General features: G+C 67.2%; 13 protein-coding genes. 3 read left to right on the top strand and 10 right to left on the bottom strand.

Annotated features, from left to right (window positions below):
- Both AC3ANN_RS02070 and AC3ANN_RS02065 read right to left on the bottom strand, forming a co-directional pair.
- On the bottom strand, window positions 1–1,080 hold the full coding sequence (locus tag AC3ANN_RS02070; protein WP_488339357.1) for an ABC transporter permease: 1,080 nt from the start codon (window positions 1,078–1,080) through the stop codon (window positions 1–3).
- A 92-nt stretch (window positions 1,081–1,172) separates the two neighbouring features.
- On the bottom strand, window positions 1,173–2,210 hold the full coding sequence (locus AC3ANN_RS02065) for a substrate-binding domain-containing protein (RefSeq protein ID WP_488339356.1): 1,038 nt from the start codon (window positions 2,208–2,210) through the stop codon (window positions 1,173–1,175).
- Between the two features lie 110 nt (window positions 2,211–2,320).
- Between AC3ANN_RS02065 and AC3ANN_RS02060 the strand changes: the two genes are divergently transcribed.
- Together AC3ANN_RS02060 and AC3ANN_RS02055 are read left to right on the top strand one after the other, a co-directional pair.
- A complete protein-coding gene (locus AC3ANN_RS02060) occupies window positions 2,321–3,172 on the top strand; it encodes an MBL fold metallo-hydrolase (RefSeq protein ID WP_488339355.1) in 852 nt (283 codons plus the stop codon).
- Window positions 3,169–4,080, top strand: coding sequence for a shikimate dehydrogenase family protein (locus AC3ANN_RS02055; protein WP_488339354.1), 912 nt, complete (start codon window positions 3,169–3,171; stop codon window positions 4,078–4,080). Before AC3ANN_RS02060 ends, AC3ANN_RS02055 begins: the two co-directional genes overlap by 4 nt.
- A gap of 27 nt (window positions 4,081–4,107) precedes the next feature.
- Here the strand turns inward: AC3ANN_RS02055 and AC3ANN_RS02050 are convergent, their stop codons facing one another.
- Complete coding sequence (locus AC3ANN_RS02050; RefSeq protein WP_488339353.1) at window positions 4,108–4,566, bottom strand: MarR family winged helix-turn-helix transcriptional regulator; 459 nt, start codon at window positions 4,564–4,566, stop codon at window positions 4,108–4,110.
- A 117-nt stretch (window positions 4,567–4,683) separates the two neighbouring features.
- On the opposite strand from AC3ANN_RS02050, the gene AC3ANN_RS02045 reads away from it, so the two are divergent.
- Window positions 4,684–5,889: an MFS transporter gene (locus AC3ANN_RS02045; protein WP_488339352.1), complete on the top strand. Its 1,206-nt coding sequence runs from the start codon at window positions 4,684–4,686 to the stop codon at window positions 5,887–5,889.
- Here the strand turns inward: AC3ANN_RS02045 and AC3ANN_RS02040 are convergent.
- From AC3ANN_RS02040 to AC3ANN_RS02010, 7 genes are read right to left on the bottom strand one after another with little or no spacing between them, the layout of a single operon-like run.
- Entirely contained in the window at window positions 5,849–6,856 is a 1,008-nt protein-coding gene (locus AC3ANN_RS02040) for an Lrp/AsnC family transcriptional regulator (RefSeq protein WP_488339351.1), read from the bottom strand. The genes AC3ANN_RS02045 and AC3ANN_RS02040 overlap by 41 nt on opposite strands.
- Window positions 6,853–7,761 carry an alpha/beta fold hydrolase gene (locus AC3ANN_RS02035; RefSeq protein ID WP_488339350.1) on the bottom strand — a complete coding sequence of 303 codons (909 nt, stop codon included), beginning with the start codon at window positions 7,759–7,761 and terminating at the stop codon, window positions 6,853–6,855. The genes AC3ANN_RS02040 and AC3ANN_RS02035 overlap by 4 nt, the downstream gene beginning before the upstream one ends.
- A gap of 23 nt (window positions 7,762–7,784) precedes the next feature.
- On the bottom strand, window positions 7,785–8,978 hold the full coding sequence (locus AC3ANN_RS02030; protein WP_488339349.1) for a M24 family metallopeptidase: 1,194 nt from the start codon (window positions 8,976–8,978) through the stop codon (window positions 7,785–7,787).
- Entirely contained in the window at window positions 8,968–9,870 is a 903-nt protein-coding gene (locus AC3ANN_RS02025) for an ABC transporter permease (RefSeq protein WP_488339348.1), read from the bottom strand. The genes AC3ANN_RS02030 and AC3ANN_RS02025 overlap by 11 nt, the downstream gene beginning before the upstream one ends.
- Window positions 9,867–10,829: an ABC transporter permease gene (locus AC3ANN_RS02020; RefSeq protein WP_488339347.1), complete on the bottom strand. Its 963-nt coding sequence runs from the start codon at window positions 10,827–10,829 to the stop codon at window positions 9,867–9,869. The genes AC3ANN_RS02025 and AC3ANN_RS02020 overlap by 4 nt, the downstream gene beginning before the upstream one ends.
- Before the next feature lie 21 nt (window positions 10,830–10,850).
- Window positions 10,851–12,476: an ABC transporter substrate-binding protein gene (locus AC3ANN_RS02015; protein WP_488339346.1), complete on the bottom strand. Its 1,626-nt coding sequence runs from the start codon at window positions 12,474–12,476 to the stop codon at window positions 10,851–10,853.
- Window positions 12,473–13,681, bottom strand: a complete 1,209-nt coding sequence (locus AC3ANN_RS02010) for a dipeptidase (protein WP_488339345.1) — start codon at window positions 13,679–13,681, stop codon at window positions 12,473–12,475. Before AC3ANN_RS02010 ends, AC3ANN_RS02015 begins: the two co-directional genes overlap by 4 nt.
- Window positions 13,682–13,731 lie beyond the last annotated feature (50 nt).

The following is a 13,731-nucleotide window of genomic DNA, read 5'->3' as shown; positions in this document are numbered from 1 at the left end:
TCAGCGTCCGATCTTCCGCAGGCGCTGGTCGACGGCGACCGCGCCGATGATGAGCACGCCGATCGTGAACTCCTGCCACAGGCTGTCGAAGCCGGCGAGCGAGAGGCCAGAGGAGAACACTCCGACGATGAGGGCGCCGAGGAGCGTCCCCATGATGCGGCCGCGGCCGCCGAAGAGAGACGTGCCGCCGATGACGACGGCCGTGATGGAGGCGAGGTTGTAGCCCACTCCCGCCGTCGGCGAGATGGAGCCGATGCGGCCGATCAGCAGCCAGGCCGTGATGCCAATGATGAGTCCGGCGACGATGTATACGCTCATCAGGACACGATTGACCCGGATGCCGGTGAGACGTGCCGCCTCGATGTTGTCGCCGACGGCGTAGATGTGCGTGCCCCATGCCGTGCTGCGCAGGATGTACGCGAACAGCAGGAACATCAGGAGTGTCAGCACCTGCCCGTACGTGAACGTCGCGCCCGCGATCTGGAAGCCCGTGCCGAGCCAGTTGAACAGCGCAGGCACCTCTGCGTAGGGCACGCTCTCGCCGTCCGAGATGAAGATGTTGAGTGCGTAGAAGATGCTGAGCGTTCCGAGCGTCGCGATGAAGGGAGGGATGTTGAGCTTCGTGACGACGAACCCGTTGATGACGCCGCAGAGCACGCCGACGAGGATGCCGAGCACGAGCGAGAGTTCCACCGGCAGTCCGAGCGTGACAGCGAACTTGCCCATCGCGACCTGGGCCAGCAACATGACCGCCGCGACGGAGAGGTCGATGCCGGCGGTCAGGATGATGAGCGTCTGGGCGATGCCCAGCATCGCGATGACCTGCACCTGCTGGAGGATGAGCGAGTAGTTCTGGAGTGTTCCGAAGTTCGGCGAGACGATCGAGAACACGATCGTCGCGATCACCAGCACAGCGAGCGGGCCGATGAGCGGCCGCGTCAGCATCTTGCGCTCGATCCACTGGATGGGTCCGAGCGAGCCGCTCTGTTCGATCTCGACGAGTCCGGTCTTGGTCGGCTTCGAGGCGGGCGTGACACGTGACATCACGGGGTCTGCCACCTCAGGTGTCTGTTCGGTCATGGTTCATCAGCTCCTCAGGCGTCGTCGGTCCACGGGTCGGGCAGCGCGACGCGCGACCCGACCCGGTACACGAGGCTCCGGGCGACTGAGGCTCAGCCCCAGCAGCTCTCCAGTCCGTAGGCGGTGTCCTCGGATTCGACGCCTTCCTGGGGCTGATCGGTCACGAGGGTGACGCCGGTGTTCGTGAAGTCGAGTCCCGGCGAGTTCTCGGGCTTGGTCCCGTCGTCGAGGAAGGCCCTCACGGCTTGAACGGCCTGCGCCGCCATCTCGAGCGGGAACTGCATCGAGGTCGCCGCGATGACTCCTTCCTGGACGTTCTTGACACCCGGGCAGCCGCCATCGACGGACACGATGGTGATCTGGTCCTCTAGTCCCGCGGCGACGACGGCCTGATACGCGCCCGCGGCCGTCGGCTCATTGATCGTGTAGACGAGGTTGATCGTGGGGTCCTTCTGCAGCAGCTTCTCCATGCCTGCGCGGCCGCCGGCCTCGTTGGCGTCCGTGACCTCGTAGCCGACGATGCGCGGGTCGGTCTCGTCCCACATCCGGGTCGGGTCGGCGAGATCGATGCCGAAGCCCTCGAGGAAGCCCTGATTGCGGGCGACGTCGACGGGGATCTGATCGGTGCTGAGGTCGAGAGTCGCGATGCGCGCCTCTGTGTCACCCATCGCGGCCTTCGACCATTCGCCGACGAGGACGCCTGCGAGCTTGTTGTCGGTCGCGAAGGTGCCGTCGACTCCCGAACCCTCGCCGAGAGGCGAGTCCAGCGCGAGGACGAGGACTCCGGCATCCTGTGCCTTCTGGATGGCGGGGATGATGCCGTCACCGGCGGGCGTGACAAGGATCGCCTTGGCGCCTTGCGCGACGAAGTTCTCGATCGACTTGATCTGGGAGTCGACGTCGCTCTGCCCGTCGCCGCTGGCGACCTGCAGATTCAGGCCGAGGGACTCGGCCTCCGCCTCTGCTCCTTCGGTCATCTTCACGTAGAAGGGGTTGTCCTGGGTCTTGATCACGAGGCCGACAAGCGGCTCGGAGGATCCGGCGGCGCTGCCGGCGCAGCCGCTCAGTCCCAGCACCGCCACGGTGCCGAGCACTGTCGCGACGACGGCGGCGCGAGTGCGTGAACGCATGAGGTTCCTTTCGGGTCGACGCTGACTTCCTCAGCTGCCGCCACTGTATCGGAAAAGATTTCGCTTGTATAGTAACGGCTAGAAATTTCCTCTCTAACGAAGGAGCCAGCGTGGCCATCTCTTCGACTCCCATAGATCCGTCGTTCCCGAGCGATGCCGAGCTGACGCTGTGGTGGCTCGGCCAGGCCGGATTCGCGATCCGCTTCCGCGATCGGCTGCTGATGATCGACCCGTACCTGAGCGACGTGCTCGCCGACAAGTACGCCGGCAGGCGGTTCCCGCACACTCGTCTGCACGACGCTCCGGTCCAGCCCGCGGCCGTGTCGGGGCTCTCCGTGGTCTTGTGCACCCATGGGCATACCGATCACATGGATCTCGGGACGATTCCGCTCCTGCAGCTCGCGAGCGATCCGCTCTTCGTCGTGCCTCGCGCGGAGTCGACTCGCGCCATCGGCCGCGGTGTACCGGTGTCGAGGCTCGTGGGTCTTGCCGCCGGCGAGACGCTCACCATGAGCGGGGGTGCGTCGATCACCGCCGTCCCGGCCGCCCACGAGGAGCGCGGCTTCGACGAGCATGGTCAGGACGTCTTCCTCGGATACGTGATCGACTTCGACGGGTTCCGCATCTACCACTCCGGGGACTGCGCGCCATACGACGGTCAGGACGACATCATCCGCGGGATGAACGTCGATCTGGCACTGCTTCCTGTGAACGGGCGCGACCACGATCGGAACGAGAACGGCGTCCCGGGAAACTTCCACCTCGCGGAAGCCATCGCCCTGTGCCATGCGGCAGGCATCCCGCGTCTCGTCGTGCACCATTGGGGTCTCTTCGGCTTCAACACGGCGAATCCCGAGGAGCTCGCTCGCGACCTCGCCTCCGTCTCCGACATCGAGTGGACGATCCCTCGGCTCGGCGACCCCTTCGTGGTGGGCGCTGTGGCGACGGAGGTCCCGGCATGACGAGCGTGTTCACGTTCGTCGGGGTCACGACCGGGAAGTCGGCGATCCGGCGCATCTACCCGCGCTGGATGGCAGCGCTGGGCATCGACTCGCGCCTGGTCGGCGTGGACCTGCCCGTCGAGGCGTCACGGAGCGACTATCGCGCCGCCGTCGAGGAGATCAAGTCCGATCCAGACCGCGTCGGCGGGCTGATCACCACCCACAAGCTCCATCTCCTGGCGGCCGCGGCCGATCTCTTCGACGACCTCGACGAGTCCGCGGCGCTGCTACGGGAGGTCAGCTGCATCGCGAAGCGCGACGGCAGGATCCTCGGCGCCGCGCTCGACGACCGGACCAGCCTGCTTGCGCTCGACCGGCTCCGGCCGCCCGACGAGTGGGACGGCTCCCAGCTCGTGCTGCTCGGGGCCGGCGGCGCATCGACCGCGACGACGCTCGGACTGCACCGCGCACAGCGCGCCGGTCGCGGCGTCCCCTCGCACATCCACGTGACCGCCCGCTCGCGGACTCGGCTCGACGAGATGCGAGCCCTCCATGCGCGCATCGGCTTCGACATCCCGACGACGCTCCACGTCACCCCCACACCCGCCTCCGCGGACGCGGTCATCGCCCGCAGCGGTGAGCGAGCCGTCGTCGTGAACGCGACCGGCATGGGCAAGGATCGCCCCGGCTCACCGCTGAGCGATCAGGTTCGGTTCCCACCCGGGGCGGTCGCCTGGGACATGAACTACCGCGGCGAGCGCATGTTCCTGAACCAGGCGGCGGCCGCGGGAGCCCTCATCGTCGACGGCTGGGACTACTTCGTGTACTCCTGGACACAGGTCGTGTCCGTCGTCCACGATGTCGACGTCCCGCCGGACGGACCTCTCTTCGACCGCCTGTCGCGGATCGCCCGCGAAGAGCACGCGTAGCACGGTGCGCAGCCGCCGCGCGTGTCGCTAGCTCACGGCGAGCGACGGGAGTGCGACTCCGTGAAGGGCCTCGACGACCGGCGCGAGCTCGGGCTGTGCGCCCGCCTCGCCGAGCGTACGCTCGAGAGCGTCGTCGTGTATTGGACGCGCGCGCTCGTAGAGCTCACGCCCCTTCGCCGTGAGCTCTGTGTAGATGCCACGCCGATCGTCGGCGCACAGGATCCGCGTGAGCAGCCCTCTGTCCTCGAGACGGTTCACCAGGCGCGTCGTGGCGCTGGGACTGAGCGCCGCGGCGCGAGCGAGCTGCTGCATTCGCATGTGCCAGCCATCCTGTCGATTCAGGGCGTCCAGCACGGTGTACTCGACGACCGACAGCTCGGCCTCACCGAGGGCCCGCTCGAGTTCGGACTCGATCAGCCCGTGGAGCGCGGCGAGCGTGCGCCACCCCTGTGCTCGCACCTCGACGGCGTCGTCCGCGATGCCCATGGTTCATCTCCCGCATTGATCATTGCTTGCGCGCACTAATTGCGTATGCAAGTATTATCTTCTCCACGGCAATATGCCGCGCTTGCAACTATCTTACGACAATACGAGGAGTTTGCCATGCCCTTGGGCCTTTTGGCGCTGGCTATCGGCGCATTCGGAATCGGGCTGACCGAGTTCGTCATCATGGGCCTGCTGCCCGCGGTGGCCGCTGATTTCGATGTCTCCGAGGCAGCGGCAGGCTGGTTGATCTCGGGGTACGCCCTCGCCGTGGTCGTGGGCGCTCTTGGTCTGACCGCGGCCACCACCCGGCTTCCCCGCAAGCCGGTCCTGCTCGGTCTGATCGTGCTGTTCATCGTCGGGAACATGCTCACGGCGATCGCCGATGACTACAGTCTCGCGATGATCGGACGTATCCTCTCGGCCCTCTGCCACGGTGCGTTCTTCGGCATCGGCTCGGTCGTGGCCGCCAGCCTGGTCCCACCCGCGAAGAAGGCAGGCGCGATCGCCGTCATGTTCACAGGACTCACGGCCGCCAACGTGCTCGGCGTGCCCTTCGGCACGTTCCTCGGCCAGCAGTTCGGCTGGCGCTCGACCTTCTGGGCCATCTCCGCGATCGGCGTGCTCGCCTTCATCGGCGTGGCAGCGCTCGTGCCTGCGCTCCACCAGCCCGACGAGGCGATCAGCCTCCGAAGCGAGCTGCGGGCCTTCCGGTCCGGCCAGGTATGGCTCTCCCTCCTGGTGACGGCTCTCGCGTTCGGCGGCATGTTCGGCGCGTTCACCTACATCGCCTACACACTCACGGAGGTCAGCGGCTTCGCGGCGACGGCCGTGCCATGGCTGCTCGTCCTGTTCGGCGGTGGTCTCGTGATCGGCAACTGGCTCGGCGGCCGGCTCGCCGACCGTTCCATCGACGGCACCCTCATCCTCTTCATCGCGGCGCTCGTGGCCGTGCTGGCACTGTTCGCCGTGCTCGCCGGCTCGCAGCTCGCGACGATCCTCGCCCTGCTCCTCATGGGCGGGTTCGGTTTCGGGACCGTACCTGGTCTGCAGAGCCGCGTCATGACGTTCGCGGGCCAAGCCCCTGCGCTCGCCTCCGGCGCGAACATCGGCGCGTTCAACGTCGGCAACGCGCTGGGGGCGTGGGCGGGCGGCGTGGGAATCGCAGCCGGGCTCGGCTACGCATCACCGATCTGGATCGGTGCGATCATCACGGCCGCCGCGCTGATCGCGATGATCGTCGCGGCGGCGACCGCCCGCCGCGGAGTGAGCCCGCAGGGGCTCGTCACATCCCCACCTGCGCACGCCACCACGGCGTCTCGATGAAGCCTCGCTTGAGGAAGAGCAGCTCCATGTTCGCCGACCATCCCTCGACACCGTCGAGATGCGCGAGGGAGTCCGTCACGAACGAGAACAGGTCATCCACCGACGTCGTGATCACCTCGCACAGCAGTGCGTTGTCGTCGAGGAGAGCGGCGAGGTACCTCACGAAGGGGTACTGCGCGAGCTGGCGCGCCACCGCGTCGAGCCGGTCGGGTGAGACCTTCACCGTGAGGAACGTCTCCGCTCCCATGCCGAGGGCGGCGGACTGCACGAGCGTCACGATGTCCACGCAGCGGGACGCCCGGAGGCGCTCGAACCGGCGCCGCACGCTCGACTCGTTGAGCCCGAGCCGGTCCGCGATGCGTTGGAACGACTCGCGCCCGTCCTCCTTGAGCACCTCCAGGATCGCCCGGTCCGCCTGGTCGAAGTGATCGGGCGAGCACGTCTCGGGCACCGTGTCGCCCGATCGGTCGTCCGCGAGTGCTCCCACGACCTCCTCGTACAGCTGCCGGCCCCAGTCGTAGCTGACCTTGTAGACGTGCATGATGAGATCGCTTCGCCACCGCTCGACACCGGCGATCGGCTGAAGAGCCACTGCCAACTGTGGGTAGTGGGTCGCTCCTCCGCGCACGACCAGCTCGGCCATGATGTCGTAGCTGCCGGTCACCACTGTGCAGAATCGCACATCCGGGTTGCGCACCAGCTCGGCCGCGACCGCCATCTGGCTGCCCGGGGCGCAGTTGATCCTGACGAAGAACTGCGCGTGAGGGCCGTCGGCGTCGAGCGCGGGCAGCGCGACGATCCGCACGACGCCGTCAGCGATCAGCGCCTGACCACGACGGGACACCGTCGAGACCGGCGCGTCGATGGCGTCGGCGATCGCGCGCCAGCTGGCGCGCCCGTCGCGCTGCAGCGCGACGATGATCCGCTTGTCGAGGTCCGTCAGCCTGTCGAGAGCGCTGACCGTCATCCGCGTCCGCTCGTCGTGGGCGGATAGACCTCGCGCAGGAAGTCCCTCACCGTCCGCGTCCATTCCTCCGCCTGCTCGATCTGGGGCGAGTGCCCCGACTCCTCGAAGATCGCGAGGCGCGCGCCGGGGATGAGCTCCACGATGGTCTCACTGCACGATACCGGCGTGATCCAGTCGGTTCGACCCACTGTGACCAAGGTGGGGACAGTGATCGAAGGCAGCTGCGGCTTCAGGTCGTACGAGGGCAGGTTCACCGAGAACGCGTAGTTGTGCGCCTCGTATCGATAGGGCGTGGCCTGCACTTTGCGCTCGGTCGCCTCGGGGTCGTACACGAAGTCGTACAACGGCAGGATCTCGCGCCAGCAGTCCTTGAGGTCCTCGTTGTCGCGCACGCGGCCTTCGTCGATGCGGTCGAACTTCTCCATGTCGATGGTGACGCGATCGCTGGCCAGAGCATTCTCCCGAGCCAAGTGGGCGTTCGAGTTGTCGGCGGAGGTGTCGCGGAGCACGAGAGCGCTCACGCGATCCGGATAGCGCACCGCGTACTCCATCGCCATGAAGCCGCCGTACGAGCCGCCCGCCATCGCGATTCGTTCGGCGCCGATCCAGTGGCGCAGCCCGTCTATGTCGGCGGCCCACTGCTCGTGGCTGAACACCCCGGAGCCCTCACTCTCGCCGCTGCCGCGCGCATCGAAAACGACGACACGGTACTCGTCGGCGAGTCGGCCGAAGCTCGCGCGCGGCTCGGCGCGAGAGCCCAGACCCGGCGCGCCGTGGTGGGCGATGATGACGGGGGCACCCTCGGGTCCCATAACCTCGACGGCGAGCTCGTTGCCGTTGATCCGTACGCGCTGGGCGGCACTCGTCGCGCGCGCGAACTCGGGCGACACAGTGGAATCGGACATCGATGATCCTCTCGATCGGACGTTCACAGGGGGATGACGCAGTCCTCGAGCGACCGCGGGAAGCTCGTGAGGGGCTCCGAACCGGACGCGGTCACCAGCATGCTGTCGCTGATGCGGTAGCCGGCGTGTCCGGGGATGTAGATCCCGGGCTCGTTCGACACGATCATGCCGGGCTCGAGCACGGTCGCGTCGCCGTCCTCCAGCCACGGCGGCTCGTGCATGCCGAGCCCGATCCCGTGCCCCTGTCGGTGGCGCAGATACTGCCCGAGACCGGCCCCCCGGATGACGTCCAGGCAGCGGGCGTTGCTGTCAGCGCACCGCACGCCGGGCGCGATGGCCGCGGAGCCAGTGGCCTGAGCGAGCCTCACGGTGTCGTGGTACCGCCGCTGCTCCGCGGTGGGTTCGCCCAGCACGAAGGTGCGCTCCCCCTCGACGAACCGCCCGCCGACGGCAGCACCCAGCGACAGCATGAAAGTGTCGCCTGCTCGCAGACGATACGACGACGGCAGCCCGTGCGGAATCGCGGAGTTGGCTCCTGCGTAGACGAGCCCGCCGGCCATGAACGAGATCACCACGACGTCGTGGTGCTCGGCGAACATCCTCCCGACTCCGTCACGTCCGACGTGGGAGGCGAGCTCTGCTTCGGACGGGAGCTCACCGCCGGCGGCGATCGCGTCGGTGATCAGGGCGACGCCCGCGTCGAGCATGAGATCGGTGATGCGGGCGGCCTCGCGGTGCAGCGCGACCTCCTCCGGGAACTTGACGTAGCGGGCCACTGTGACCAGCTCCGTAGGCACGAGCTCGGAACCGGGCAGCGCTGCCGCCATGAGCGCGAGGCGGTGCTGCGTCACGAGCGTTGTCACGCCCAGTCGCCGTCGCGGCGGGATGGCGCGTGCGAGCGGCGCGAACGGGTTCTCGACGCCGGGGTACTCCGCGAACGTGACGATGTCGGCGCGGGCGCACTGCTCCTCGGCGTGCTGTCTCTCGAGCTCCGGGACCAGCAGGATCGCGCGCTCGGCGTCGAGATAGACCGCGACGGGCCGCTCACACGGGTGATGGAAGAAGCCCGTCAGGTACGAGACATCCTCGGGGTCGTCAGTGACGATCGCCTCCAGCCCCGCCAGCGACAGGCGCTCGCGCACGCGAGCCTGGATGCGGTCGTAGACGGCGGCCGTCAGGCGCTGGGAGAAGGGTGCCGGTGCGGTGTCAGCGTTCATGGCTCCTCGGATTGCGTGCGTCGTTGTAGGCGATGGAGAACAGCGTGGCGGACAGGACGAGCGCGAGGATCGCGAGCGACGGGTACAGCGTGAGCCACCACGCGCTGACCATCGCCCCGGACTGCTGCGCCTCGTAGAGGATGCGCCCCCAGGACCACGTCGTCGGATCGCCGAGCCCGAGGAATGCCAGTCCGGCGGCCGAGAGCACCGCGCGCGACGCGGTCACGACGACCGACACGACGATCACCGGCGTGACGGCGGGGATGACGTGCCGGCCGAGGATCCAGGTCGACCTGCGCGTCATGAGCCTCGCGGCATCCACGTAGGGCAGCTTCACCACTGCCAGAGCCTGCGACCGCACCAGTCGCGTCACTTCGGGCCACGAGAAGGCGGCCACGACCAGGATGATGGTCGTCGTGCTCGGCCCGACGAGTGCCGCGACGAGGATCATGAGGGGCAGAACCGGCAGCGACAGCGTGAGGTCGACGACGACGCCGATGACCGCATCCAGCTTGGGCACGTACGCCCCCACGACGGCGACGAGGGTGCCGAACACGATCGCGATGGCGGACGCCGCGAGAGCGACGAAGACGGACTGCTGCGTGCCCCAGATGACCTCGGCGTAGACGTCGCGCCCAAGCGAATCGGTGCCGAACCAGTACTCGGCGCTCGGCGGCTGCAGGACGTCGGTGCCATAGCTGGCGGGGTAGGGAGCCAGCAGCGGCGCGATCACGGTGATCAGCACGAGCAGTGCCAGGATCACGAGGGATGCCATGCCGAGCGGCTGGCGCCGGAACGCGTGCCAGGTCTGCCGGCTCGCCCGGCGACCCTCTTCCGCCGCAGGGTCGACCAGGACGGGGGCGAGCTCCGTCTCGGGGATCGGCGCGGTCATGATGTCCTCACTCTCGGGTCGAGGAATCCGTACGCGATATCGGTGAGCATGTTCGCGATCACGACGGTCACGGCCAGCAGCAGGAACGCGCCCTGCAGCACGGGGAAGTCCAGCTGGGTCACCGCCTCGTAGATGCCGCGCCCGATGCCCGGGTAGGCGAACACGGTCTCGGTGAGCACGGCACCGCCCACGACGAAGCCCAGCTGGAGGCCGATGAGAGTGGTGGCAGGCAGCATGGCGTTGCGGACGGCATGCTTCCACAGCACGGTGCGTTGTGGCACGCCCTTGGCCCTGGCCAGCGTGATGTAATCCTCACCGAGCGCGTCGATGAGGGTGGCGCGCATGGTCAGCACGTACGAGCCCAGCTGGATGAGGGTCAGCGAGATCACCGGGAGCACGAGGTGCGACAGCACGGAGCCGTACCACTCCATGCCGTACACGCCCTCGTCGTATGCGCCGCCGATCGGGAACCAGCGCAGGTTGAGGCCGAAGACGAACAACAGCACGATCCCGACCGAGGGTACGAAGAGCGACTGCCCGGTGACTCCGAACACCTGCACGAGCCGGTCGAAGAAGCGGTTCTTGTGCGAGGCGGCGAGCACGCCGAGCGGGATGCCGATGACGATCGTCAGCACGAGGGAGCTCACCGTGAGCAGCAGCGTCCACGGCAGCCGCTGCATGACCACGTCGATCACCGGGATCGACTGTGTGAAGGACGTGCCCAGATTCCCCTGCACCAGCTGGCCGAGGTACAGGAAGTACTGGACGAAGAGGGGCTCACTGAGCCCGTACTGGGTGAGGAGGGCCGCCCGCGCATCATCGGTCATGTTCGGACTCGCCACGGCGAGGGCCGGGTCGCCCGGCAGCAGTCGCAGCAGCAGGAACGTCACGGTCACGGCGAACAGGATCGTGAAGAGTCCGCGGCCGAGACGGCGCAGGATGAACAGGGCGATGGACACGCGGGGGGCCCTCCTCGGGGATCAGTCGGACACCTTGTGGGCGCTCGCGAGCGAGACCGGGTTGACGATCGACAGGAGCTCACTCGGCTTGGAGATGAATCCGGCCCAGTCCGAGCTGTGCGCGACGTACAGGTTCTGCGTGTACATCACGTTGTCGTACACCTGTTCGTGGACGATCTTCGCCGCCTCACGCATGATGTCGATCTTCTCGTCCTCGTCGAACGTCGCCGACGCCTGTGCGATGAGGTCGTTCAGCTCCGGGTCGTCGACATAGGTGTAGTTGATCGCGCCGCCCGGCAGGTACGACAGGCTGAAGTTCGTCACCGGGTCGTCCATGATGGCGAAGTTGCCGGCATAGATGTCGTAGTCGCCCTCGTTGGTGCGGGCCAGGTACGTGTTGCGCTCCATGCCCTGCAGTTCGATCGGGATGCCGGCCTCGGCCGCTCCGTCCTTCACGAGCTGTGCCCACTGACTGGTGACCGGGTCCTGCAGCGAGTAGATCAGCCGGAACGACACGGGGAACATGCCGTCGGCACCCTCCGTATAACCCGCCTCCTGCATGAGCTCGCGCGAGAGCTCTGGATCGTAATCGTACTCCGTGATCGAGTCGTCGTAGTACTTCGACAGCACCGGCATGAGCGGGCTCGACCCTGTCGAGACCGCCTGGCCCTGCAGGACGACGTTGCGGATCGCCTCGTAGTCCGCCGCGTGGGCGAGCGCCTGGCGCACCTCGAGTTTGGCCAGGTCGGGGTTCTCCATGTTGTACGTCATGTGTGCGTAGCCGAGGCCGGTGACCTCCACCACCTCGATCCCCTCGGTGTTCTGCAGCTGCTGAACCTGCGACGGGGGCAGCGAGTTGGCGATCGCGTCGACCTCGCCGCTCTGCAGGGCGAGGATCTCGGTGTTTACGTCGGGGAAGACGCGGTAGACGATCGAGGCCGGGATCGGCGTCCCGCCCTCGACGAGCGGGTAGTCCTCGACCCGATCGAGCGTGTAGGACTGCCCGACTTGGACCTTCGTGAGCACGTACGGACCCGCGCTGACCCAGCCCCCGTCCGACCCGTCGTTCGCGAACTCGGCCACCGATCCTGCGGGCTCGAACACGTGCTGCGGCACCACGTTGCCCCAGAAGCCGATCTCCTCGACGATCGACGAGTCGGGCTGAGTCAGCGTGATCTCGACGCGTGTGTCGGAGACGGCCTCGGCGGACTCGAAGTTGCCCATCTGGCCGTAGTACGTGCCGGCGGGAGCGTCTCGTTTCACCGCGTTCATCGTGTATGCGACGTCCTCCGCCGTCAGCGGCTCGCCGTCGCTCCACGTCATGTCGTCACGGATCTCGTAGTACCCGGTGGTCTCATCGACGTAGCCCCACTCGACCGCGAGCTGCGCCTCCTTCGACCCATCGGGGCCGATGCTGAGCAGGTGCGGGTACATGAGGTTCGTGACCCAGTAGTCGCTGCGACTGTTGCCGATGAGCGGGTTGTAATTGACGACATCCGTCGTCGTGGCGATGGTGAGCGTGTCGTCGCCCGCTTCCGGCGACGAGGTGCTCGAGGTCTCGGGCGCCTGCGGTGCGCAGGCGCTCAAGACGAGAGCGGCGAGTGCCGCGACGCCGCCGATGGCGGCGATAGTGCTGTGACGTTTCACACCCATACCTCCTCTAGGACCCGCATCGTGTTGCCACCGACGACGGCGCGGATCTCGTCGTCGGAATACTCGTGCTTGACCAGCCAGCCGATGATGTTGCCCATCGCCTCGGCGGGGTTCTCGACCCCGTCGACGTAGGGCACCTCTTCGAACTCGACCTGACCGTGCGCCTGGCCGAGCGACAGCTGGGCCGCGAACGCGTGGTGCAGGCCGACGTGGTCGCCGAAGAGCGTGTCGGGTCCGAAGCTCACGTGCTCGATGCCCACGAGGTCCACGCAGTAGGCGAAGTGGTCCATGACCGACTCGAGCGAGTGCTTGGGATGTGCGGGCGACAGTGTCGTGTGCGGCGCTGCCTCGATGCCGATCACACCGCCCCGCTTCGCGCATTCGACGATTGTCTCGTCTGTCTTCATGCGGTTCGTCGGCCACACCGTGCGGGCACCGGCGTGCGTGATGAACACCGGCTTGGTCGACGCCTTGATGACGTCGACGCAGGTCCGGTCGCCCGAGTGCGAGATGTCGATCGCGATGCCGAGCTTGTTCATGCGCGCGACCGCTCGCTCGCCGAAATAGGTGAGCCCGCCGTCGCCGCGCTCCTTCAGACCGCTGCCCAGCGTGTTCGCCTCCGAGTACGCGATGCCCATCTGCCGCACGCCGAAGCCGTACAGCACGTCGAGGCGGTCCACCTCGTTCTCGATCATCGTCGCGGCCTCGAGCGCGAAGATGTGGGCGATGCGGCCCGTCTCCTTCGCGTACTGGATGTCCTTGAGCGTCTCGCCCTTGATGACGAAGTCCTGGTGAGCGAGGTCGGCCATCCGCACGCCGAGGTCGAACAGCACGTCCTGATACTTCCAGCCGGCATCGCTGGAGATGCAGCACGTGCCGTCCATGCCATTGTCGAAGACGGCCGTCAGTCCCGAACGGGCAAGACCCTCGTAGCCGGTGGGTTCGCGTCCCTGGCGGATGTGATCCTTCAGGTAGTCCATGTTCTCGGGAAACACCTGGACGTGCTCGTGGAGGGAGATGACGGTCTCCTCGCGGAGCAGCCGCTCGGCGCGCTCCGCCTGGGCGGCAGTCAGCTCGAGGCCTGCATATTCGGGCACGCGCCCGATCTGCTTGGCGTATTCGAACGCGCGGTAGTCGACCCCGGCCTCGAGGTACTCATAGGCGGTGTAACCGGTGTAACGCTCGGCAGGTTCGAGCACTGTGTCTCCCTTCGTGGAACGGGCAGCCCGCACAGCGTGGGTCGGCTGTT

This window comes from Microbacterium sp. STRO-2N (assembly GCF_057747775.1).
This window is presented reverse-complemented; position numbering and strand designations above follow the sequence as displayed.

Coding starts and splice junctions, on each gene's coding strand:
- AC3ANN_RS02065 (WP_488339356.1), bottom strand. CDS start 2,210: ATGCGTTCACGCACTCGCGCCGCCGTCGTCGCGACAGTGCTCGGCACC.
- AC3ANN_RS02040 (WP_488339351.1), bottom strand. CDS start 6,856: ATGACGGTCAGCGCTCTCGACAGGCTGACGGACCTCGACAAGCGGATC.
- AC3ANN_RS02070 (WP_488339357.1), bottom strand. CDS start 1,080: ATGACCGAACAGACACCTGAGGTGGCAGACCCCGTGATGTCACGTGTC.
- AC3ANN_RS02045 (WP_488339352.1), top strand. CDS start 4,684: ATGCCCTTGGGCCTTTTGGCGCTGGCTATCGGCGCATTCGGAATCGGG.
- AC3ANN_RS02055 (WP_488339354.1), top strand. CDS start 3,169: ATGACGAGCGTGTTCACGTTCGTCGGGGTCACGACCGGGAAGTCGGCG.
- AC3ANN_RS02035 (WP_488339350.1), bottom strand. CDS start 7,761: ATGTCCGATTCCACTGTGTCGCCCGAGTTCGCGCGCGCGACGAGTGCC.
- AC3ANN_RS02050 (WP_488339353.1), bottom strand. CDS start 4,566: ATGGGCATCGCGGACGACGCCGTCGAGGTGCGAGCACAGGGGTGGCGC.
- AC3ANN_RS02030 (WP_488339349.1), bottom strand. CDS start 8,978: ATGAACGCTGACACCGCACCGGCACCCTTCTCCCAGCGCCTGACGGCC.
- AC3ANN_RS02025 (WP_488339348.1), bottom strand. CDS start 9,870: ATGACCGCGCCGATCCCCGAGACGGAGCTCGCCCCCGTCCTGGTCGAC.